The organism is Shinella sp. CPCC 101442 (genome assembly GCF_024704725.1).
In the GTDB taxonomy this organism is placed as follows: domain Bacteria; phylum Pseudomonadota; class Alphaproteobacteria; order Rhizobiales; family Rhizobiaceae; genus Shinella.
Genome location: NZ_JALIQS010000001.1, coordinates 658,246 through 679,421 on the forward strand (window position 1 = coordinate 658,246; position 21,176 = coordinate 679,421).

At 63.5% G+C, this 21,176-nt stretch carries 20 protein-coding genes; 7 read left to right on the forward strand and 13 right to left on the reverse strand.

Annotated features, from left to right (window positions below; all coding sequences use genetic code 11):
* Window positions 1–15: 15 nt before the first annotated feature.
* From MUO32_RS03020 to MUO32_RS03040, 5 genes are all read right to left on the reverse strand, one after another.
* A complete protein-coding gene (locus MUO32_RS03020; protein ID WP_257946751.1) occupies window positions 16–852 on the reverse strand; it encodes an ABC transporter permease in 837 nt (278 codons plus the stop codon).
* Window positions 849–1,724: an ABC transporter permease gene (locus MUO32_RS03025; RefSeq protein ID WP_257946752.1), complete on the reverse strand. Its 876-nt coding sequence runs from the start codon at window positions 1,722–1,724 to the stop codon at window positions 849–851. The genes MUO32_RS03020 and MUO32_RS03025 overlap by 4 nt, the downstream gene beginning before the upstream one ends.
* Window positions 1,725–1,726: 2 nt before the next feature.
* Window positions 1,727–2,821: an ABC transporter ATP-binding protein gene (locus MUO32_RS03030; protein WP_257946753.1), complete on the reverse strand. Its 1,095-nt coding sequence runs from the start codon at window positions 2,819–2,821 to the stop codon at window positions 1,727–1,729.
* Between the two features lie 79 nt (window positions 2,822–2,900).
* Window positions 2,901–4,058 (reverse strand): PotD/PotF family extracellular solute-binding protein, encoded by a 1,158-nt coding sequence (locus MUO32_RS03035; RefSeq protein ID WP_257946754.1) that lies wholly within the window; start codon window positions 4,056–4,058, stop codon window positions 2,901–2,903.
* 39 nt (window positions 4,059–4,097) lie between these two features.
* Entirely contained in the window at window positions 4,098–5,441 is a 1,344-nt protein-coding gene (locus MUO32_RS03040) for a glutamine synthetase family protein (protein WP_257946755.1), read from the reverse strand.
* A 73-nt stretch (window positions 5,442–5,514) separates the two neighbouring features.
* Between MUO32_RS03040 and MUO32_RS03045 the strand changes: the two genes are divergently transcribed.
* Window positions 5,515–6,360, forward strand: a complete 846-nt coding sequence (locus MUO32_RS03045; RefSeq protein WP_257946756.1) for a helix-turn-helix transcriptional regulator — start codon at window positions 5,515–5,517, stop codon at window positions 6,358–6,360.
* Window positions 6,361–6,369: 9 nt separating this feature from the next.
* Here MUO32_RS03045 and MUO32_RS03050 read toward each other — a convergent pair whose 3' ends face one another.
* The 4 genes from MUO32_RS03050 to MUO32_RS03065 form a co-directional block, all read right to left on the reverse strand.
* Window positions 6,370–7,257: a branched-chain amino acid ABC transporter permease gene (locus MUO32_RS03050; RefSeq protein ID WP_257946757.1), complete on the reverse strand. Its 888-nt coding sequence runs from the start codon at window positions 7,255–7,257 to the stop codon at window positions 6,370–6,372.
* A 22-nt stretch (window positions 7,258–7,279) separates the two neighbouring features.
* Window positions 7,280–8,014, reverse strand: coding sequence for an ABC transporter ATP-binding protein (locus MUO32_RS03055; RefSeq protein WP_257946758.1), 735 nt, complete (start codon window positions 8,012–8,014; stop codon window positions 7,280–7,282).
* A gap of 88 nt (window positions 8,015–8,102) precedes the next feature.
* Entirely contained in the window at window positions 8,103–9,257 is a 1,155-nt protein-coding gene (locus MUO32_RS03060; RefSeq protein WP_257946759.1) for an ABC transporter substrate-binding protein, read from the reverse strand.
* 19 nt (window positions 9,258–9,276) lie between these two features.
* Window positions 9,277–11,151 (reverse strand): branched-chain amino acid ABC transporter ATP-binding protein/permease, encoded by a 1,875-nt coding sequence (locus MUO32_RS03065; RefSeq protein ID WP_257946760.1) that lies wholly within the window; start codon window positions 11,149–11,151, stop codon window positions 9,277–9,279.
* 168 nt (window positions 11,152–11,319) lie between these two features.
* Here MUO32_RS03065 and MUO32_RS03070 point away from each other — a divergent pair, with 168 nt between their 5' ends.
* The 5 genes from MUO32_RS03070 to MUO32_RS03090 are packed head-to-tail and all read left to right on the forward strand — an operon-like array spanning window position 11,320 to window position 16,417.
* Entirely contained in the window at window positions 11,320–12,201 is an 882-nt protein-coding gene (locus tag MUO32_RS03070) for a MurR/RpiR family transcriptional regulator (RefSeq protein WP_257946761.1), read from the forward strand.
* A gap of 45 nt (window positions 12,202–12,246) precedes the next feature.
* Complete coding sequence (locus MUO32_RS03075; protein WP_257946762.1) at window positions 12,247–12,909, forward strand: isochorismatase family cysteine hydrolase; 663 nt, start codon at window positions 12,247–12,249, stop codon at window positions 12,907–12,909.
* Window positions 12,910–12,930: 21 nt separating this feature from the next.
* Window positions 12,931–14,277 (forward strand): glutamine synthetase family protein, encoded by a 1,347-nt coding sequence (locus MUO32_RS03080; protein WP_257946763.1) that lies wholly within the window; start codon window positions 12,931–12,933, stop codon window positions 14,275–14,277.
* Window positions 14,278–14,288: 11 nt separating this feature from the next.
* The gene (locus MUO32_RS03085; RefSeq protein WP_257946764.1) at window positions 14,289–15,104 is read left to right on the forward strand and encodes an N-formylglutamate amidohydrolase; all 816 of its coding nucleotides are present in this window, start codon (window positions 14,289–14,291) and stop codon (window positions 15,102–15,104) included.
* A gap of 2 nt (window positions 15,105–15,106) precedes the next feature.
* The gene (locus MUO32_RS03090) at window positions 15,107–16,417 is read left to right on the forward strand and encodes an aspartate aminotransferase family protein (RefSeq protein WP_257946765.1); all 1,311 of its coding nucleotides are present in this window, start codon (window positions 15,107–15,109) and stop codon (window positions 16,415–16,417) included.
* On the opposite strand, the gene MUO32_RS03095 is transcribed toward MUO32_RS03090, so the two are convergent.
* Window positions 16,397–16,768 (reverse strand): helix-turn-helix transcriptional regulator, encoded by a 372-nt coding sequence (locus MUO32_RS03095; protein ID WP_257946766.1) that lies wholly within the window; start codon window positions 16,766–16,768, stop codon window positions 16,397–16,399. The genes MUO32_RS03090 and MUO32_RS03095 overlap by 21 nt on opposite strands.
* A 76-nt stretch (window positions 16,769–16,844) precedes the next feature.
* Between MUO32_RS03095 and MUO32_RS03100 the strand changes: the two genes are divergently transcribed.
* Window positions 16,845–18,041 carry an MFS transporter gene (locus MUO32_RS03100; RefSeq protein ID WP_257946767.1) on the forward strand — a complete coding sequence of 399 codons (1,197 nt, stop codon included), beginning with the start codon at window positions 16,845–16,847 and terminating at the stop codon, window positions 18,039–18,041.
* A gap of 131 nt (window positions 18,042–18,172) precedes the next feature.
* On the opposite strand, the gene MUO32_RS03105 is transcribed toward MUO32_RS03100, so the two are convergent.
* The 3 genes from MUO32_RS03105 to MUO32_RS03115 form a co-directional block, all read right to left on the reverse strand.
* Window positions 18,173–19,069 (reverse strand): sugar phosphate isomerase/epimerase, encoded by an 897-nt coding sequence (locus tag MUO32_RS03105; protein WP_257946768.1) that lies wholly within the window; start codon window positions 19,067–19,069, stop codon window positions 18,173–18,175.
* Window positions 19,070–19,157: 88 nt separating this feature from the next.
* The gene (locus tag MUO32_RS03110) at window positions 19,158–20,096 is read right to left on the reverse strand and encodes an ABC transporter substrate-binding protein (RefSeq protein ID WP_069062297.1); all 939 of its coding nucleotides are present in this window, start codon (window positions 20,094–20,096) and stop codon (window positions 19,158–19,160) included.
* Window positions 20,097–20,164: 68 nt separating this feature from the next.
* Window positions 20,165–21,148 (reverse strand): ribose ABC transporter permease, encoded by a 984-nt coding sequence (locus tag MUO32_RS03115; RefSeq protein WP_257946769.1) that lies wholly within the window; start codon window positions 21,146–21,148, stop codon window positions 20,165–20,167.
* Between the last annotated feature and the right edge of the window lie 28 nt (window positions 21,149–21,176).

The following is a 21,176-nucleotide window of genomic DNA, read 5'->3' on the forward strand; positions in this document are numbered from 1 at the left end:
GTGCGGACCTTGCTGTTAGGATTCGGAAATGCCGGAAGCCTGTCGCTTCAGCGCCCGGCGGCGCAGCACTTCGGCGATGATGACCAGAAGAAGTGCCGGTACGAGATTGACGGTGGCGAGCGCCGGATAGATCGGCGAGGAGCCGACGGCGATGCCGCTATAGACGAAGATCGGCAGCGTGCGCGCCGTGCCAGCAAGTGAGTAGGAAACATAGAAATTTCCCCAGGAGAGCAGGAAGGAGAAAATGGCGGCGGAGAAGATGCCGGGCCAGAGCAGCGGGAAGGTGACCTCGCGAAACACCTCCCATCCGCTTGCGCCCGCATCACGCGCGGCATCCTCCAGCGTTTCGTCGAAGCCGTAGACCTGCACGGCGACGACGACGAGCGCGAAAGGCGTGATGTAGACGACATGGCCGACGATGACGGTGGCGAGGCCCGTCGAGAACCCGAGCCAGCTGCCGAGCACCGAGAACCACAACAGCATGACCACGCCGAGCAGCAATTGCGGAAACAGCAGCGGCGCGAAGGTGAGCGCACGGAACGTCCCCTGCAAGCGGAAGCGATACCGGATCCAGGCGACGGCACCCGCGGTGCCGAGCACAGTCGCGAAGATGGTCGAGACCGTTGCCACGGCCGCGGAATTTCGAACGGCGGGCCAAAAGTCCGGCTTGTCGAACAGTTCGCCATACCACTGCAGGGAAAAGCCTTCGATCGGCAGCGTCAGCACGCGGCTCGATGTGAAGGAAAAGGCCACCAGCGTGGCGATCGGCGCATAGAAGAACACCAGGAGAAGGACGACCGTGCCGACCAGCATCGTATCGACGAGCGCGTTGCGCATGCGTTGCGACATCATGCAGGCCTCCCCGTGCTGGACGTGCGGCGAAGGGCGAAGGCCGCGCAGGCAGCAAGCATCAGCGCGCCGATCGCAATCAGCACCACGGTAAGGGCAGCACCGAGCGGCCAGTTCACGCGTGTCTCGAAACTCTGGCGGATCAGTTCGGAGGCGAGTGGAGACGTTCCGCCGCCGAGCACCTTGGGCTCGAGGAAGGCACCGAGGCTGAGCACGAAGACCAGCACCGCGCCCGAGTAAAGCCCCGGCCGCGAAAGCGGCAGCGTGACCTCGAAGAAGGTCCGGATGCGCGAAGCGCCGGCATCGTATGCGGCAAGGATCAGATCGCGATCGATGCGCACCAGAGAGAGATAGATGGTGAACATCGGATAGGCCACGAGATTGTAGACCATGCCGATCATGGTGCCGGCGGGCGTGAACAGCAGGTTCAGCATTTCCGGCGGAAAGCCGACATGCATCAGCAGCCAGTTGGCAACGCCGTTCTTGTCGAGGATGAGGATCCAGCCGAAGGTCTTGAGCACCGCATCGGTCAGGAAGGCAAAGATGATAAGGATCTGGATCTGCGTCTTGAAGGTCTTCAGCCGGGTCGCCAGCGCATAGGCGGCCGGAAAGGCGATCAGCACGGTCAGCACGACGCAGACGAGCGCCATCGTCACCGTGCGCATCATGATCGTCCAGTAGTGCGGCTTGGAGAAAACCTCGGTCCAGATTTTCAGATCCCAGGTCCAGACGAGGCGGTAATATTGCGTCGTCTGGAAGGTCAACACGGCCGTCATCAGGAGCGGTATGAGGAAGAACGCCACCATGGCCAGCGCCAGCGGCGCGACAGTGGCGACGAGAACCGGATCGTTCCAGGATTTGTGTTCGATCCTCATGCTCACTCCGACAGCAGGAAGGCTTGGGCCGGGTCGAAACCGATGCGCACCGCTTCGCCGACGACCGCCGGCAGCACGATCGATCCGGGAAGGTCCATGATGACCGCAGCATCGAGCCCGCGAATGCGGATGCGGTATTGCGTGGACGCACCCTTGATGAAGTATTCCTCCACCTGCCCATCGAGCAGCCATTCGCCAGGGGCGGCGTCTCCCTTCACAAAGCGGATGGTTTCGGGGCGCACGAGAAGCGCCGTGCCGTTTGCGGAGAGCGATGGCGAGACATGTTCGGGCGCAATGCTCGTTTTCCCGGCGGCGACCAGCGGCGACACGACGTCCATACCGACGCTTGAAGCGGTTGCGGTCACAGGCAGAAAATTGGTCTCGCCGATGAAGCCCGCGACAAACATATTGGCCGGGCGATAGTAGATATCGGTGGGCGTTCCGACCTGAACGACATGTCCCGATCGCATCACGCAGATACGATCGGCCAGCATCATCGCCTCTTCGAGGTCATGCGTGACAAGGACGAAGCTCGTGCCAAGCTCGCGGTGCAGTTTCTTGAGCTCCGCCTGAAGGGATTTCTTCAGCTTGGCGTCGAGCGCGCTCATGGGCTCGTCCAGCAGAAGCACGCCCGGCTGGGACACCAGCGCGCGAGCCAGCGCCACGCGCTGCTGTTCGCCGCCGGAAAGCTGGGCCGGATAACGCTCGAGATAGTCGGGCTTGAGATGCATCAGGTCGAGCATCGCGCGAATGCGGCTGTCGGCCTGCCCTTTCTCGACCTTCTGAAGCTTCAGGGAAAAACCGATATTCTCGGCAACCGTCTTGTGCGGAAAGAGCGCGAGCTTCTGGAAAACCATGCGCGTGGGACGACTTGCCGCCGGCACGCCGCGCATGTCCACGCCCTGAATTTCAAGCCGCCCATCGGTCGGTTCCTCGAACCCTGCGAGGATTTTCAGGAGCGTCGTCTTTCCGCAACCGGAAGGACCGACAAGCGCGACGAATTCGCCGGTGCCGATCTGCAGCGAAACGCCGTGGAGCGCACGCGCCGCTCCATAATCCTTCACAATGCCGGACGCGTCGATGATGGGGCTGGTCAAGCGCTATTCCTTGATGTCTGCAATGGGAACGGACAGGCCTGCCCCTTCGGGCGGCCTGTCGTTTTGCTTTCGCGCGAAATCAGCGCGCGGCGAGTTCTTCCTGCCAGATCGCCAGCATGTCATCGATGTTGGGCGCCACGGTGTGGAACTGGCTGTTGTCCCAGGCCGTCCACATGTAGTCCATCTGGAGCGCCTTCTTCTCCGCCTCGGAGAACAGGGCTTCCGCCTTGCTGTTCGGCACCAGGTTGCAGGTCGCATCGGTGATTGCAAGTTGCTTGGCCACTTCAGGCGAGACGATGTACTTCAGGAAGTCGGCCGCGATCTGCGAGTTCTTGCCATTGTCGATCAGGCCGGTCGCTTCCATCCAGATGATGCCCTGCTTCAGGCCGTTCTTAGGCTCGGGCACGATGGACTGGATGTAGTCGTGCCCCTTCATGCGAAGGGCCGAGGTCGCATAGGTGCCACCGCCGATGAGGGCGCGGAAGGAGCCGTCGATCAGGCCCTTCTGGGCTACGGCCAGATCGGCGACGATGGCGCGCGTGTTCTTGAAGGCAGCACGCAGGACTTTGCGGACCTCTTCGAGTGCGGCCGCGTCCAGTTCCTCATAGGGGTTGACGCCGGCATAGAGCGCGAGCGGCATGATCGGCCAGTCACCCCAGTCGAGAAGGCAGATCTTGTCCTTGTAGGCGCTGTCGAACACCGGCGCGTAGCTCGACCATGTCTCAAGCTTGTCGAACTTGGTGTTGACGGTCGGGCCAACCCAGCCCCAGCGGGTCGGAAGGCCGGTTGCCTTGCCCTCGAAGGCCAGCGGCTCGAACGGAGCACGGAACTGCGGGTAGAATTCGGCGAACTGATCGGCGAAATCGGCCTCTTCGATATAGCGGCAGAACCCTGCCGGCCCCATGCGCTGGATCCAGGGGCTGTCGGAGGAGACGAGGTCGAAATCACGCGATGCACCGGCCGCGAGCTTGGCAAAGCCCCCGGCGGAGTCGGTGATCAGGTCGATGGAAACCGTTACGTCCTTCGCCTTCTGGAAGGGCTCGATAATGTTCGGCGCGTTGTAACCTTCCCAGCACATGTAGTTGAGGCTTTCGGCCGCCGCCGCACCGCGCCGCGATGCGAGGAAGCCGCTGCTTGCGGCGGCAAGGCCGAGGCCCAGGCCACCCATGCCCTTGAGCACGGACCGGCGCTTCATGGCGCCGATGTTTGAGCTGATATCTGCTGTTCCCTTTTTCATTTTTCTTCCTTTCTTTAAGTCATTAAATAAGGCGCGGCATCACACCACGCCCAGATAGCGCCTGATCTCCCACTCGCTGACCTGTCTCTGATATTCGGCATGCTCCACCGCGCGGCTTTCGGCAAAGCTGTCGATGAAGTCGCTGCCAAAGAGTTCCCTTGCCTTGTCGCTCCCGCGCAAGCGGGCGGCAGCCTCGTGGAGATCCCGCGGGAAGATCGCCTCCGGCGCCGGTTTGGACGCATAAAAGTCTTCCCCGCTGCCCGCCGGCGGTTCGATGGCCTCGCGAATGCCGGCAAGGCCCGCGCCCAGCATCATCGACAATGCCAGATAGGGATTGGTATCCGCAGACGGCACGCGGAACTCGATGCGGGTGCTCGCCGGCTGGTCATTGACGACACGCACGGCCGCGGTGCGGTTCTGCACACCCCAGTTGGCCGCCGTCGGCGCCCAGGCACCCGGCACCAGACGCTTGTATGCGTTGACGGTGGACGAGCACATGGCCAGCAGTTCCGGCATAAGCTTCAGCAGGCCACCGAGGAAATGCCGCGCCGTGCGGCTGAGGCCGTCAGGCGCGGAGGTGTCGGAGAAAACGGGATTGCCCTGGCGGTCGCGCAGCGACAGATGCAGATGACCCGATTGCCCTGAAAGCTTCGGCGAAAGCTTCGACATGAAGCTCACCGTCTTGCCGTTGCGGGCGAAATAGGCACGCCCGAAATTCTTGAAGAGCATCGCGTCGTCGGCCGCCTTGATGCCCTTTGCATGATAGAGCGGTGCCTCGAAGCAGCCGGGACCGAGTTCGGTATGGATGGCATCGAGCTTCACGCCCAAGGTTTCCATCGTCGATTCCAGGCCTGCCAGAAGATCGCCGTGAAGCGCCGACGTCTGGAGCGAATAAGTGCGGTTTCCCTGCGCGAAATGCGTCAGGTCGCGATACTGTTTCGCGCGCATGCTTTCCGCCGTCTCATCGAAGACGAAGAACTCGAACTCGAAGGCGGCATGCACGCTGAAGCCGAGTTCCGCGGCCTTTTCGATCTGCGCGAGGCAGATATTGCGCGGAGAACGGCGCCCGAAGTCACCTTCGAAATCGGCAAGGCAGAGCGCCATGTCGTCGGCAAAGGGATATTTGCGGATCGTATCCGCGTGGAGCTTCGCCGGCCGGTCAACGAACGAGCCGTCGCGATAGGTCTTTTCCGCGATGTCCCAGAAATAGAGCACCTCGCAAAACGGATAACCGTCCTCGGCAAGCTTCACCGCCTTCTCGGCGGAGACCAGCTTGTCGCGGAACTCACCTTCCGGATCCACCATGCCGATATGCACCGAGCGGGCACCGATCTCCTGCAGTTTGGTTTCGAAGGTTTTGTTCTTTTCTTGTGATTTCGACATGACTTGTTCCCAGCATTGAGGTTAGCCTAGGGCCGGGTGCTGTGGCATGAAAATATCCCCGTGGGGATAGAGGGTGACCGTCGGGCTCCGCCTGCGGATTTCGACGGAACGGTTGAAAGGGAAAGTGTTGGAGCAAGGATTTGCGGCGTGGAACACCGCGGCCGCTGCGGCCGTGGATGCCGTCGGCACGAACACGTTCGGCAAGCGCCTCAATGCCGCGCTCGCGTCCGTTCTCGACTTCGATATCGTGATGGTCTTCGGCTATCGCGGCGCCGAGAAACCGGTGTGCTGCTATCACAACATCGACCCGCATCGCGCGCAGACGATCGTCGACGCCTATGTCGCCGGCCCCTACCTGCTCGATCCATTCTACGGTGCCGCCATGGACACCAGGGGCTCGGCGATACGCCGGCTGAAGGACATGGCGCCCGACCATTTCTACAGTTCGGAATACTACCGGCAGCACTATGTCCTGACCGGCATCCGGGACGAGATCGGCATCGTGTGCCGCCCGGCAAACTGGACGGGTGTCGTCATCAGCATCACGCGCCCGGTCACCGCGCCAGCCTTCGGGCGGCGGGACCTCTCGCTGATCCGCGGTGCGGAACCGCTGCTGCGCATCATCGGCGAAAAACATTGGGGCGGCGCCAACAGCGATCCGGCCGCTGCCGGTCCCGTGCCCGGGCACGACCCGATCAACGATTCCCTCAACAGGATGACGGACGGCGTACTGACCCCGCGCGAGGTCGAGATCACCTCCCTCGTGCTGCGCGGCCACTCCAATTCATCGATTGCCGCAGCGCTCAAGATCACGCCCGGCACCGTGAAAATTCACCGCAAGAACATCCATCACAAGCTCAGGATTTCCAGCCAGGCAGAATTGTTCGGCCTGTTCATACGGCATCTGTCCGCAAGCTGAACGGTTGCCTCAGAGCTTCACCGTCGTCTTCCGCGCCAGCAAGCCTTGCGGCGCGAAGAGGAGCACGACGATGACGAGGAGGATGGTGAAGGCATCGCGGTAGCTGAGCAGGTTTTCCGGCAGGTAGGCCTGCAGGAAGATTTCGATGAAGCCCAGCAGGAAACCGCCGGCCACCGCCCCCGAGAGACTGCCGAGGCCGCCGATGATGGCCGCGATGAAGGCCTTCAGCACCGGCAGGAAGCCCATCAGCGGATCGACGCTGCCGCGCTGCGCCACCCACAGGATGCCCGCAACCCCGGCCATCAGGCCGGAGATTGCGAAAGCCGTGGCGACGACCGCATTGGCACGGATCCCCATCAGGCGAACGATGGCGAAATCTTCGGACGCGGCCCGCATGGCGCGACCGAGCACGGTGGTGCGCAGGAAGAGGTTCAGCCCGACCAGCATGATGACGGTGACGAAAATGGAGATCGCCTGGATGACGCCGATGTGCAGGCCGCCGATCTCGATCGTTCCGGAAAGGCTCATCGGCATCGGCACCGGCTTGGGACGGGCCGAGATGAAATTCTGGAACAGCACGCGCAGGATGGCGCTGACGGCAAAACTCGTCAGAAGCAGCGTCGTGCCGCTTGCCCCGCGCACCGGCCGGAAGGCGGTGCGCTCCATTAGCAGCACCAGCACGATCGCGACGGCAAGGGCAAAGACGATGGCAAGGCCGAAGGGCAGGCCGAAAAGGAGCGCGAAACACAGGCCGTAGCCGGCGGCCGTCATCAGCTCGCCATGGGCGAAATTGATGAGGCCCATGATCGAGAAGACCACGGCGAGGCCGAGCGCGAGCAGCGCATAGGTGCCGCCGAGGCTCAGCGCGTTGACCAGTTGCTGCAGGAACATGTCCATGGATGGTTTTCCTTCTTGCCGGTCACGCGCCGAGATAGGCGCCCTGGATTTCGGTGGAGTTGCGCAGATCGGCTGCCGGGCCTGACAGCACGACGCGGCCGTTCGCCATGACATAGCCGGCGTCGGCGATCTCCAGCGACAGCGAGACGTTCTGCTCGACGAGCAGGATTGTCAGCCCGCGCTGGCGCAGACCGGCGATCAGCTCGAAAATCTGGTCGACGATCTGCGGGGCGAGGCCGAGCGAGGGTTCGTCGAGCAGCAGGAGATCGGGCGACGACATCATGGAACGGGCAATCGCCAGCATCTGCTGTTCGCCGCCCGAGAGCGAACCGGCCTTCTGGTGCAGCCGCTCCTTGAGGATGGGGAAGCGCGACAGCATGTCCTCGCGCACCACATCGATCTGCCCCCTGCCCTTGTGCATGGCGCCGCCGAGGAGAAGATGTTCGTCGACGGTCAATGTCGGGAAGATGCGGCGCCCTTCCGGAGTCAATGTCATGCCCATGCGCACGATCATCTCTGGCGGCAATGCGGAAATATCCTTGCCCGCGAAGGTTACGCGGCCCGCTTTCTTGGCGGCGAGGCCGACGAGCGCATTGAGCGTCGAGCTCTTGCCCGCACCGTTGGCGCCGAGCAGGGTTACGATCTCGCCCTTGCGGACCTTGAGATCGACGCCTTTCAGCGCCTCGACCGGCCCATAGGCAACCTTGAGGCCACTGACCTCGAGCAAGGGGGGCTCATCGGGGATATCACGCGTCATCGGGCAGATCCTCGCCGTGGCATGTCCGCCCCGGCCAACAGCAGGAAGACCGCCCTCCGGCCAAGGCCGGAGGGCATCGCTTGGGAGATCACGGTGCGGGAACGTCCTCGGCAGCCGGCACGCCCTGGCTGACCAGCGAACGGTTGCCGCCCTCGATGCGCACCAGCGAGACGGAGCGCAACGGCATGCCCTGCGTTCCGACATAGCTGATCTTGCCGGTCACACCCTCGACGCCGTCGAGCGAGGCGATGGCCTCACGGATGGCGGTCGGCTCGACGGTGTCGGCCTTGGTGACGGCGGCTTCGATGACCTTGCCGAGATCGTAGCCGTTGGCGATGTAGACCGTATCAGGGTCCTGGCCGAACTTTGCCTTGTACTTCGCGTTGAAGGCGGCGAGCGGGCTACCCTCCGTCGCAAAGCCGGCCGTGGTGAAGACCACGCCATCGACCAGCGGACCGAGGCCGAAGGTCGTCGGGGAATCGATGCCGTCGCTGCCGAGGATCGGCGTCGCGACGCCCGCACCGCGCAGCTGGCGGATGAAGGCCGGGAAATCGGGCTCGTAGGCGGCGGTCATGATGACGTCAGGCGCCGGATTCAGCGCCTTGATCTTGGTGACTTCAGCGCTGAAGTCCTGCTGGCCCATGCTGTAGGTGCCCTCGCCGATCACCTCGCCGCCTTTGCCCTTGAAGCTGGTGGCGAAATATTCCGGCAGCTTCAGCGTATAGGCGGTATCCGGCGACTTCAGCACATAGGCCGTCTTGAAGCCCTTCTCCTTGGCGTAGTTCGCCAGCACGGCGGCCTGCACGTTGTCGGCCGGGTAGTTGCCGAACATGTAGTCGCCGACGGCAAGCGGCATGGTCGGCGTCGTGGCGCAGAAGGAGAAGGCCGGGATCTGCGCGGCCTGGGTGATCTGGCCGGCTGCGATCGACGGGTCGGCGTCGCAGGGCGTGATCAGGATCTTGATGCCTTCATCGACCAGTTCCTGTGCGACAAGCGCGGTCTGCGCGGCATCCGAGCGGGTGTCCTTGGTAATGAGCTTGATCGGGAACTTGCCCGCAACGCCGCCGGCCGCGTTGATTTCGTCGACGGCCATTTGCAGGCCCTTCAGCGAGGGCTGGTCATAGGGGGCGAGACCGCCGGTCTGAGCGGTCGCAAGGCCGACGACGAGGTCTTCGGCGAGGGCGGGGAATGCAAGCGCCCCAAGAGCGGTGGACAGGAACAAGGCCTTCAATGTCGTTTTCATTTTTATACTCCTCTGGTGGTTATGCGGGCTTGCCGGCGGCATGCGGATCGAGATCCGGCAAGGTGGCGTCGATTGCGGGTCTGGTCTGCTGGGCGGCCGAGCGGCGGCGGCCGATATAGGCCTCGATCACGGCGGGATTGGCCTGGATTTCCGCCGGTGTACCGATGGCGATCTGCTGGCCCTTGTTGAGCACCACGACCACGTCGCAGAGCCGCATGATGAGCTTCAGGTCGTGCTCCACGACTAGGAGGCCCAGGCGGTGCTTCGTGCGGATGCGGTCGAGCACGGCCATCAACTCCTGCGTCTCGGCCGGGTTCATGCCGGCGGCCGGCTCGTCGAGCAGCAGGTAGCGGGGTTTCAGGGCGAGCGCTCGGGCGATTTCCAGCCGCCGTTGCGCACCGTAGGACAGCGTGCCGGCGAGCTGGCCGGCAACATCGCCGAGACCGACCTCGGCAAGCGCTTCCCGAGCCAGATCGACCGGATCACGCTCGCCCGCGACGGCGCTTGCGGCGACGGTGACGTTTTCCAGAACGGTAAGGTTCTTGAAGAGGCGGATGTTCTGGAAAGTACGCGCAAGGCCCGTGACCGGCACCCGATGGACCGGAAGGGAGGCGACGTCGGTGCCGTCGATCATCACCCGGCCGGTCGATGGCGGCACAACGCCGGAGACGCTGTTGATGAGCGTAGACTTGCCGGCACCGTTCGGGCCGATCAGGCCGGTGACGAGGCCGGGGCGGATTTCGAAATCGGCCTTTTCCAGCGCGACCAGCCCCGAAAAGCGCTTGCCGACATTTTCGACGCGCAGCGTACCGGTTTCCCCGGCCGTGGTTTGCGCCGGCTGCTCGACCACCGGCTTTGCGGCACCGGCGGCAAGGCGCTTGAGGAAGGGCACCTGCTCATCGACCTCGCGCACGCCGAGCAGCCCGTCCTGCAAGCGATACATGACGAGCAGGATGGCAAGGCCGATGCCGATATCGGTGAGGCCGAACACCGTCGGCAGCGAAAGGAAGCCGAGGTCGACGCCGCCCTCAAGTTTGCGCAGCAGTTCCACGATCACCATGATCATCGCCGAACCGAGCACTGCGCCGGACACGGTGGTGATGCCGCCGAGGATCAGCATGGCCAACAGCATGAAGGTGAAGTTGAAATAGAAGTCCTTCGGCGAAAATGCGCCGATGAAATGGGCAAACAGCACGCCGGCGACACCGGACAGGATCGCCCCCAGCACCCAGGCGAGGAAGCGGTGCAGGCGCACATTGACGCCCACCGCGGTCGAGGCGATCTCGTCCTCCCGCGAGGCGCGCAGCTTCATGCCGGAGGCGCTGTCGCGATAGATGCGGGCGATGGCGACAGCGAGAATGGCGAAAGGCAACGCGATCCAGATGTTCACCGCGCGCGGAATGCCGAAGAAGGTCTGGCTGCCGCGGGTGAAGTCGCTGGATGCGACCAGCACGACATGCACGATGACGAGAAAGCCGAGCGTGCAGATCGAGGCGGAGGAGCCACCGAGCCGGGCGACCGGAATACCGATGGCGACCGCGACCAGGGCGACGACAACGAGCGCGACGAGAAGTGCGGGCAGGAAGGACATGCCCCAGCCCATCAGCCAGTCCGGCAGATGCGGCAGCGCCGTCTTCTGCACGATGGGATTGATGGTCAAAAGGCCGGACGCATAGGCGCCGACGGCCATGAAGCCGACATTGCCGAAGGAGATGATGCCGGAATTGCCGCTGTAGACACCGATGCCGATGACGGCGATCACGTTGATCAGAAACAGCGTGATCAGCCGCTCCCCCGCCCCCGGAAAGAAGCCTTTCGCCACAAGCGCGGCGATCACCAGGGGGAGCACCGTCGCGACGATCCCGACGACGGTTCCGCGCCTTATGCGCACCATCAGCATTCTCCCGATTTATGGCTTCGTTTTGTCGAGCCCGTTCCCGCAACAAACGTTAATCGAGAAAACGCATATGTCAATCTTGTTTCATTTTTTATTGTCTGCTAGCAAGAATGTAACAAAATTAAAATCGCGCCACGAACGCCGATCACGAGGGGGAGGCAAGGAATGGCCATTCGAGACCGCCTGACGGACGGGGAAATCACCTTCACTCGCGCAGAGTTGAAGATCGTCCGGCAATTGCTGTCGAACTATCCGGCCGCCGGCCTCAACACGGTCGCGCACCTCGCCAGCGCCGCCGGCGTCAGCAATCCGACGGTCGTGCGTTTCGCCAACAAACTCGGCTTCGAGGGCTATCCGGAATTTCAGGCGGCCCTTCTGGGCGAGGTGCAGGAGCGGATGAGTTCGCCGCTCTCCATGCTCGATACGCGCAAGCCCTCGCTGGAACAGGAGAATTTCTACCAGTACTTTTTGCGCGCCAGCATTCATGCGCTGGAATCGTCGATGCAAATGCTGCCACCCGATGATTTCGAGGCCGCCATCGATGCCGCGGCCGATCTCAGCATGCGCGTCCATTGTCTCGGCGGACGCTTCAGCGGTTTTCTCGCCGGTCTTCTCTGGTCGCATATGAAGCAGCTGCGTGGCGAAACGCGCTGGATCAACGGCTCGCAGGCCGACCAGGTCGACCAGCTGGTCGATCTTGGCAAGCGCGACGTGCTCTTCGTCTACGACTATCGCCGCTACCAGATCGACACGATCCGCTTCGCGCGGCAGGCGGCCAAGCAGGGCTCGCGCATTGTGCTCTTTACCGACCGCTGGGTCTCGCCGATCGCGGAGTTCGCCTCGGTCACGCTGATGGCACCCGTCGATACGGTCTCGCCCTACGACACGATGGTGCCCGCCATCGCCCAGACCGAGGCGCTGATCGCCGGCCTCACCGCCCGCCTCGCCAACCAGTCGCGCAGCCGCATCGAACGCATGGAAGAGCTGCGCCGAAGCTACGGCATCACCGAAGACGCTTACAGCCCGCCGGTCGACAACAACAAATGATCATCGCGCCGGCACCGGCGAACAGACACCCATTGGAGGACAAAGATGACTGCGATTGAAGTGCAATACGGCAAGGACCTGCTGCGGCGCGACAGCGCCTATGAGGCCGGCATGACGGCCCTGCTCTATGTCGACATGCAGCGCATCTGGTGCGAGCCGAACCTCGATCCGACCCATCCGCAGGACGCCGACAGCTACTACCACCGCCGCCTGCGCGATAAGGTCATCCCCAATCAGGTCCGCATTCTCGAAGCGGGCCGCAAGGCCGGCTGCAACGTGCTGCACACGATCATCGAAAGCCTGACGCTGGATGGTCGCGACCGCTCGCTCGATCACAAGCTCTCCGACATGCATGTGCCGAAGGGCTCGCCCGAAGGGCAGGTCATCCCGGCGCTTGCGCCCATCGACAACGAGATCGTGCTGCCGAAGACCTCGTCCGGCGTGTTCAATTCGACGAACATCGACTACGTGCTGCGCAATCTCAGTACACGCTACCTGATCATTGCCGGCGTCGTCACCGACCAGTGCGTCGACATGGCCGTGCGCGATGCCGCAGACCGTGGCTATCTCGTGACCGTCGTCGAGGATGCCTGCGCCACCTACAGCCAGGAACGCCACGACGCGGCGATGCGCGCCTATTCCGGCTACTGCTGGATCACCGACACCGAGACCGTCGTCAGCCGTCTTGCCGCACTCGGCCGCGCCTGATCGGATCACAAGGGGATCATCATGAACGAGAGCAGCAACGGCAAGGCCTTCGCCGACCTGACGGAACTTGCGACCTTCGTCACGACCGACATTGCCGGCATCACCCGCGGCCGCAGCTTCGCGGCCTCCGAAATCGACGACTATCTGCGCAAGGGCGTCGGCTGGGTGCCGGCGAACCTTGCCTTGACGCCGTTCGACCTTATCGCAGATCCGAACCCCTGGGGTTCGGCCGGCGACCTGCGCCTGATGGCCGATCCCGCCAGCAAGGCCCGCGTCGCCTGCCTGCCGGACGAGACGCCGCTGCATTTTTACCATTCCGACATCACCGACCTCACGGGCGAACCGTGGGATTGCTGCGTGCGCAGCTTCCTGAAGGCGACGCTGGTGCAGTTCGAAAAGGAAGCCGGCCTCAAGGTCATCAGCGCTGTCGAGCAGGAATTCCAGATACTCGGCGCGGACTGGCCCGCCGCGCCTGCCTTCGGCCTGCGCGCCCAGCGCCGCGCCGAACCCTTCGGCTCGCTGCTGATGACAGCGTTGAAGGAAGCTGGCGCCGAGCCGGAAATGTTCCTGCCGGAATACGGCAAGGACCAGTTCGAAGTCACCTGCCGGCCGGCACCCGCCCTTGTCGCCGCCGATCGCGGCGCGACGATCCGCGCCGTCACAAGGGAAGTCGCCGCCCTCTTCGGCTGGACCGCCAGCTTCGCCCCGAAGACCGATCCCAACGGCGTCGGCAACGGCGTTCACCTGCATGTCAGCTTCACCGACCTCGACGGCAACCCCGTCACCTTCGATGCGTCGCGTCCCGGTCGGCTTTCCAAGGTCGCCGGATCCTTCGCGGCCGGTGTCATCAAGCACCTGCCGGCGCTCGCCGCCTTCACCGCGCCCTCCGTGCTCTCCTATATGCGCCTCGTGCCGCACCATTGGAGTGCCGCCTATACCTGCCTTGGCGAAAAGAACCGCGAGGCGACGCTGCGCATCTGCCCGACGCTCGACCTGCCCGGCAGCAATCCGGCAAAGCAGTTCAACATGGAATATCGCGCAGCGGATGCCTGCGCGAGCCCGCACCTGTCGCTCGCCGTCGTGCTGCGCGCCGGTCTGGAGGGCATCCGGGCCGGGTTGGAACAACCGCCGCTGATCAATTCCGATCCCTCGGAATTCTCGGCCGAAGAGCAGGCCAGGCTCGGCATCCGCCGCCTTCCCTCAAGCCTCTCCGAAGCGCTCGACACACTTGCCGCGGACCCGGTGGTGACGGGCTGGTTCTCGAAGGATTTCCTCGACTGCTACTTCGCCATGAAGCGCAAGGAGATCGAGATCGTCGGGGACCTTTCGCCCGAAGCCCTCTGCGCGCGTTACGCGACCGTCTACTGAGCACGCATATCATGACGACAAGCAAAGTCATCCCGCGCACAGAGAACCGATGGCGGCACGATCCCGCCCAGCCGCTGCTCGCCATCGACGAGCCGCCGCCCTACGCCGTCATCAATCCTGACGGTGCCTCACCCTATCTGCTGCTTTGCGAGCACGCGTCCAACCGCATTCCCCGGGCGCTCGGCGATCTCGGCCTGCCCGAGGCCGAGCGCGGGCGCCACATCGCCTGGGACATCGGCGTCAGCGCGCTGTCCCAGCACTTGAGCCGCACCCTCGACGCGCCTCTGTTCATGACCAACTATTCGCGCCTCGTCATCGATTGCAACCGGCCGCTCGGCGTGCCCTCGGCTATCCCTGAAATCAGCGAGACGACGGAAATCCCTGGCAATCTCGACCTGACGGTGGCAGAAAGGCAGCAGCGCATCGACACGCTGTTCACGCCATACGCGGATGCCGTCGCACGGCGGCTCGACCTGTTGCAAGAACAGGGCAAGCGTCCGATCGTCGTCGGCATCCACTCCTTCACACCGGTCTATTTCGGCAGGCAGCGCCCGTGGCATGCCGGCATCCTCTATGGCGAGGCGACCGGCTTCGGCCGGGCACTGATCGGTGAGTTGCAAGCAGACGCTGCCCTCACCATCGGGGATAACGAGCCCTACACCATCCATCGGGACGAGGACTATACGGTACCCGTGCATGCGGATGCCCGCGGCCTGCCGGGTGCCTTGATCGAGGTGCGCCACGATCTCATCGGCACAATTGCCGGCATCGACGAATGGGGTGCCCGCCTGACCCGCTGTTTCGAAAACACCTTGAAGGAGCATTGACGATGGCGGACGACCTCTACAGTCGCGATGCGGCAGCAATCGGCAATCTGCAGAAATTGCGGTTTTTTCCGCTTGCCATTGCCGGCGGAAAGGGCGCGCGACTTGTGGAGGAGGACGGCCGCGAACTCCTTGACCTCTCCGGCGCCTGGGGTGCGGCAAGCCTCGGCTATGGCCATCCGGCCGTTGTCGAGGCCGTTTCCCGCGCCGTCGCCAATCCGGCCGGCGCGAGCATCCTTTCAGCCTCGAACGGGCCCGCGGTCGCCTTGGCCGAGAGACTGCTGGCGACATTTCCCGGCCGGGACACACACAAGGTCTGGTTCGGCCATTCCGGCTCCGACGCCAACGAGGCAGCCTATCGGGCCATCACCAAAGCGACCGGCCGCACCGGCGTCGTCGCCTTCGTCGGCGCCTATCACGGATGCACGGTCGGCTCGATGGCCTTTTCCGGCCACAGCGTGCAGGCGGACGCGGCCAAGGCGGACGGCCTGATCCTCCTGCCCTACCCCGATCCCTATCGCCCCCATGACGGCGACCCTACCGGCGACACCATCCTGACGCTCTTCAAGGAGAAACTGGCGGCCGTGGCGGCCGGTTCAATCGGTGCGGCTTTCATCGAACCGATCCAGTCCGACGGGGGATTGATCGTGCCGCCGGACGGCTTCCTGCGGAAATTTGCCGATATCTGCCGTGCCCATGGCATTCTCGTCGTCTGCGACGAGGTGAAGGTAGGACTTGCCCGCAGCGGCCGTCTGCATTGCTTCGAACACGAGGGCTTTGTCCCTGACATTCTGGTGCTGGGCAAAGGGCTGGGTGGCGGCCTGCCGCTCTCCGCCGTCATTGCGCCGGCCGAAATCCTCGATTGCGCAAGCGCCTTCGCCATGCAGACCCTGCACGGCAACCCGATCTCCGCCGCCGCCGGACTTGCCGTGCTTCAGACCATCCACGTGGAAGGCCTCGCCGCGGCGGCTGAGCGCAAGGGCCAGCTTCTGCGTGAACGGCTTGCAGGTCTTGCGGAACGGCATGACCTGATCGGCGACATTCGCGGCCGGGGTCTTGCTTGCGGCGTGGAACTTGTTCGCGACCGGAAAACCCGTGAACCAGCGCGGATCGAGACGGCGAAGCTGATTTATCGCGCCTACGAACTCGGCCTCGTCCTCTACTATGTCGGCATGAACGGCAATGTCCTCGAAATTACGCCACCCCTAACCATGTCGGAAGACGAAATTCACCAGGCGGTCGATTTGCTCGACAAAGCATTCTCCGAAAGCGCCACGGTCTCTGACGAGGTCGTTTCAGGGTTTGCCGGCTGGTGACCCTGCTCGACTGGCGCCCTTCGCAGCGTCGCCGTCGCAAGCGGACAATACGGAGTCGATCAAGCCTGGAAACCGTGCGTCCAGGTCGTGCTGTCGCAGGCTAAGGCGGCGGCCGCGTCCGAACGGCTCGTTGCGGATGATGCCGGCCTCGCGCAGTACCTTCATAAGATGCGACTTGGTCGATTTCGGTATCGAGGGGTCCGAGAGATGGCATTGCGCCATTTCGAGCGGGCCGCCGGCGAGTTGACGCACGATGGCCAGGCGCTCGGGATCGCTCAACGCGAAAAGCACGTCGGTCAGCCGCAGGTCGCTGCGCGCGGGATGGGGAAGTTCCAGGATCTCGGTCGCCATGGTTCGAATTTAGTTGAACCGTCACAGGAATGATAGTAGAGATTGGTTCGAAATTATTCGAACCATCAGGTGCACCGTGACCGATACGACGCTCTCCATGCCGCTGCGCAGCCTTGCAGGTTTCCGTATCACCCTTGCGGGCATGGCAGTGATGATGGCTGGCGCCAGCGCGCCCTCGCCGTTCTATCCATCGCTGCAACACGAGATCGGCTTCTCGGCGGCGACGCTGACGGGTATCTTCGCGGTCTATACCGTTGCGCTGCTGGCCTCCCTGCTCGTCATGGGCTCGCTGTCGGACCATGTCGGCCGGCGGCCGGTGATCTCGGCGGGCTTTGGCCTGATGGCATTGAGCCTGCTGCTGTTCTGGCAGGCGGGTGACGTGACGGGATTGATGATCGCGCGCGCGTTGCAAGGTGTTGCGGCCGGCCTGCTTCTCTCCGCGCTGTCGGCGACCGTGGTCGATCTCGAGCCGAAGGAGAGACCCGGCAGCGCTTCGGTCTGGAACTCGGTCATTCCGCTGGGTGGGCTTGCCGCGGGTGCTCTCGTGGCGGGCATATTGATGGACATCACCGACATGGCGGAAGCCGATGTGTTTGGCACGCTTGTCGCCGCCTATGCACTGTTTGCCGCCGTGATCTGGCTCATTCCCGAGACCGCGCCGCGGCATGAGGGTGTCTGGGCCTCGCTTAAACCGCGGATCGGCGTCCCCGCCACCGCCGCCAAAGCCTTCTGGCGCAGCGCTCCGGCGGTCATCGCAGGCTGGGCGACGGGTGGTCTCTATCTCTCGCTCGGCGCGCCGATCGTCCGTCACGTGTTCGGCGCGCAGGATCATCTGACGCAGGCCGGCGTGATCGCGCTGCTGTGTGCTCCGGGTGCGCTCGCCTGCTATATCGCACGCGGGCATACGTCGCGGCAGGTAACGCTCTACGGAACATCGGCGCTTTCCATCGGCACCGCGCTCACGCTTGTCGCGATCGCGTGGCAATCGCTTCCCGCCTATCTCGCCGCGCTCGCGATTGCCGGAACGGGTTTTGGAACCTGCTTCTACGGCGTGCTGCGTTCGATCGTTCCGACGGTGCGCCCCGACGAGCGCGGCGAACTCTTCGCCGCGCTGTTCACGCTGAGCTATCTCGCCTTCGGTCTACCCGCCCTGTTGGCCGGCATGGCCGTCGGCGCCTTTGGCCTGACGACAACAGCGCTGGCTTACGGCACGCTGATCGTTCTGTTCTCGGCAGCCGCAGGCTTGCTGCGGAGGTTCGGAACGGCGGATTGACGAGGCGCCTCACTCGTGAGCCCTGCCCGGGCTGAAAGTTCCATGAGTACGGTCGGCAACCCTCATCGCGATGGCAGGCGGACAGCGGAGGGCTGGGACCGCCGACCATCCTATCTCCGTCTTCCCATCCGCTAGACAGGAAGGTGGGCTTGACGAACGAGCTCCCCCTTGAGACGAGCCGTCTCCAGACCCAATTCGATGAACCGGTTGGCGTGGCTGGCGAGCGCGATGTTGTCGTCCCATAGATTGCGCCAGATCGCCGTCTTCAGCGACAGGTCCTTGTCGACGATCGTCGTGGAGAAGGATTCGAAGGTGACATAGTCGTCCCAGCCGATCGCCACCAGCGCATCGAAGATCGCGGCGAAATCGACGGTGCCGGTGCCAAGGTAACCACGGTGGCTTTCACCGATATGGATGTAGCCGATCTTGCCGGCTGCATGACGGATGGCAAGGCCAACATCAGCCTCCTCGATATTCATGTGGAACGTATCGAGGTGGAGCAGCACGTTCGGCGCGCCCGTATCGCGGATATAGGCCATGCCCTGCGCGGCGGTGTTGAGCATATTGCTTTCGAAGCGGTTGACGATCTCCAGATTGAGCGTGACGCCGGCGGCCCTGGCGCGGTCCGCCACCTTGGAGAGGGCTGAAACGCTGGTGTCCCAGCTTTTACGGGTCAGCGCATGTTCCTGCTTGCCGTGTGCGGAACTCAGGATGCCGGCGAGCTTCGTGCCGCCGAGATCACGCACCAGCGCCACCGCCTTGTCGAGAATATCCGTGCCGTTGGCGACCACCGAGGCGTCATCGCTCGAAATATCGCCTTCCGGCGGAAGCCCCATGCTGATCGCCACGTCGAGGCCGAGTTCCCGGATGCGGCCGGCAAGCCATTTCACATCGACCTGCTGCGGATCGAGATAGGAAAACTCAATGAGCTTGTAGCCCAGCCGGTGCGTGTTCTCGAGCGCCTTTTCAAGCTCCTCGCGCGAAGAGCCTGCGCTCCAGACAAAGGAATGGACACCGATTTTCGACATGATCCCGGCTGCTTTCTGAAATGGATTGAAACAAGGTCGGCCGGGCACGCCGCTTTCGCCTGCGTGCCCGGCCGTCTGGGAGGAAGGGTTAGCGGGCTGCGGTCCAGCCCTTGTAATCCTTGACGTTATCAGCCGTGATCAGCTGCGGATCGAGCAGAACGACCGGCTCAGCCGGCTTGGTGCCGTTCAGAACCTCGACGCCGAGCTTCAGTGCCTGGCCGGCCATGACATAGGGATCCTGCGATGCCGATGCCTTGATCATCGAATTGCCGCTGGCAAGCGACGTTTCGATATCCGGCGCGCCATCCACGGCGGTGAAGAAGAACTCGCTGCGGTTCAGCTGCTTGGCGGCGAGTTCGGCGCCGATCGCGGTCGGATCGTTGATCGCGAAGACGGCGTCGATCTTGTCGAAGCGGGTGAGCAGGCCCTGCATCACGGCAAGGCCGCCGTCGCGCGAGCCCTGGCCGTTCTGGTCGTCGGAGAGGATCTTGATGTCGGCATGCTTGCCGAGCGCATCCTTGCAGCCCTGAACGCGTTCGAGGATCGAGGAGGAGGCCGGGCCGTTGATGATGACGACGTCACCCTTGTTGCCGAGCTTGTCGGCGATGTAGTTGCAGGCTTCTTCGCCGGCCTTGACGTTGTTGGTCATGACGGTGACGTCGGCGCCGGGGGCGGAGACGTCGAACGCGGCGACCACGATGCCGGCGGCCTGCGCCTTCTTCACAGCGGGCGTAATGGCCTTTGCATCGACGGCATTCAGCATGATGATGTCGACACCCGCGGCAATGAAGTTATCGACCTGCGAGACCTGCTTGTTGAGGTCATAGTCGGCCGAGACCGAGATGACTTCGACATTCGGATTGATTTCCTTGGCGCGATCCTCGATGCCCTTGATGGTGGCGACGAAGAACGGGTTGCCGAGAAGACCGACCGAAATGCCGATCTTGTTGAGGTCCTTGGCGGCTGCGGGCATGGCGAGCGCGGCAGCCATGGCGGTGCCGACGAGCAACGTGGACATAAGACGCATGTTTTCCTCCTTTGGTGGCGCTTGTCGCGCCGTTGTCTCCGGTTGCGACCGGTTCGTTCAGCCAGACCTCACGTCCGGCCAAGCCCTTTGAGCCTGTAGCGATCGAGGCCGACGGCGACGATGATGACGAGGCCCTTGATGATGTACTGCCAGATGTCCGAAACCCCGACGAGGATGAGGCCGTTGGAGAGGACGGCGATGATCAGCGCGCCGATGAGCGTGCCCCAGATGGAGCCGACACCGCCGACGAAGCTGGTGCCGCCGAGGATGACCGCGGCGATCGCGTCGAGTTCGTAGGCCTGTCCGAGCTGGAGGCCGTTGGCCGCATAGAGGCGGGCTGCCGACATGGCGCCGCCAAGGCCGGAAAGCAGGCCCGACATCGAGTAGACGAAGAGCAGCACCAGAGGCACCTTGATGCCGGTAAGGCGTGCCGCCTCGGAATTGCCGCCGACGGCATAAATCCAGGTGCCCAGCACCGTGCGCTTCAGAATGAACCAGGACGCGATGATCGTTGCGATCGCGATCACCGCGAGCCACGGCACGCCGAACAGCGAGCCGTTGCCGATGAAGTCGAACGGCAGGTCCGGGTTGAAGACGGTCGTATCGCCACCGAGCAGGCGTGCCACGCCGCGAATGGCGGTCAGCGAGCCGAGCGTCACGATGAAGGGCGGCAGCTTCAGCCAGGCGATGATCGCGCCGTTGAGGAAGCCGCAGGCAAGGCCGGCCGCGATCGCCGCGGGAATGCCGAGCATGCCGAGATCCGGCACCAGAGAAACCATGACCGCGACCATGGCCGAGGCCGCGAGAATCGAGCCGACGGAAAGGTCGATGCCGCCCGTCAGGATGACGAAGGTCATGCCGGCCGCCAGCACCGTGTTGATCGATGCCTGCTGCATGACGATCGACAGGTTGTTGACGGAGAGGAACCGGCCGCTGAGCAGATGGAAGCCAATGGCCAGAAGCACGAGGACCGGCAGCATGCCGAGCGCCGTCAGCGTCGAGCGCAGTTTCAGCTTTTCCATCCGGCCCTGTTCGGTTTCGCTTGCACTCATGGTTTCGTCCCGTCTTCTTCGTTTCTGT

Excerpts from the sequence above, each read along its gene's own strand:
- MUO32_RS03115 (WP_257946769.1), bottom strand. The coding sequence starts at position 21,148 with ATGAGTGCAAGCGAAACCGAACAGGGCCGGATGGAAAAGCTGAAACTG.
- MUO32_RS03025 (WP_257946752.1), bottom strand. The coding sequence starts at position 1,724 with ATGAGGATCGAACACAAATCCTGGAACGATCCGGTTCTCGTCGCCACT.
- MUO32_RS03095 (WP_257946766.1), bottom strand. The coding sequence starts at position 16,768 with ATGGCGACCGAGATCCTGGAACTTCCCCATCCCGCGCGCAGCGACCTG.
- MUO32_RS03070 (WP_257946761.1), top strand. The coding sequence starts at position 11,320 with ATGGCCATTCGAGACCGCCTGACGGACGGGGAAATCACCTTCACTCGC.
- MUO32_RS03020 (WP_257946751.1), bottom strand. The coding sequence starts at position 852 with ATGATGTCGCAACGCATGCGCAACGCGCTCGTCGATACGATGCTGGTC.
- MUO32_RS03050 (WP_257946757.1), bottom strand. The coding sequence starts at position 7,257 with ATGGACATGTTCCTGCAGCAACTGGTCAACGCGCTGAGCCTCGGCGGC.
- MUO32_RS03105 (WP_257946768.1), bottom strand. The coding sequence starts at position 19,069 with ATGTCGAAAATCGGTGTCCATTCCTTTGTCTGGAGCGCAGGCTCTTCG.
- MUO32_RS03075 (WP_257946762.1), top strand. The coding sequence starts at position 12,247 with ATGACTGCGATTGAAGTGCAATACGGCAAGGACCTGCTGCGGCGCGAC.
- MUO32_RS03085 (WP_257946764.1), top strand. The coding sequence starts at position 14,289 with ATGACGACAAGCAAAGTCATCCCGCGCACAGAGAACCGATGGCGGCAC.
- MUO32_RS03060 (WP_257946759.1), bottom strand. The coding sequence starts at position 9,257 with ATGAAAACGACATTGAAGGCCTTGTTCCTGTCCACCGCTCTTGGGGCG.
- MUO32_RS03035 (WP_257946754.1), bottom strand. The coding sequence starts at position 4,058 with ATGAAAAAGGGAACAGCAGATATCAGCTCAAACATCGGCGCCATGAAG.
- MUO32_RS03065 (WP_257946760.1), bottom strand. The coding sequence starts at position 11,151 with ATGGTGCGCATAAGGCGCGGAACCGTCGTCGGGATCGTCGCGACGGTG.
- MUO32_RS03110 (WP_069062297.1), bottom strand. The coding sequence starts at position 20,096 with ATGCGTCTTATGTCCACGTTGCTCGTCGGCACCGCCATGGCTGCCGCG.
- MUO32_RS03055 (WP_257946758.1), bottom strand. The coding sequence starts at position 8,014 with ATGACGCGTGATATCCCCGATGAGCCCCCCTTGCTCGAGGTCAGTGGC.
- MUO32_RS03080 (WP_257946763.1), top strand. The coding sequence starts at position 12,931 with ATGAACGAGAGCAGCAACGGCAAGGCCTTCGCCGACCTGACGGAACTT.
- MUO32_RS03090 (WP_257946765.1), top strand. The coding sequence starts at position 15,107 with ATGGCGGACGACCTCTACAGTCGCGATGCGGCAGCAATCGGCAATCTG.
- MUO32_RS03040 (WP_257946755.1), bottom strand. The coding sequence starts at position 5,441 with ATGTCGAAATCACAAGAAAAGAACAAAACCTTCGAAACCAAACTGCAG.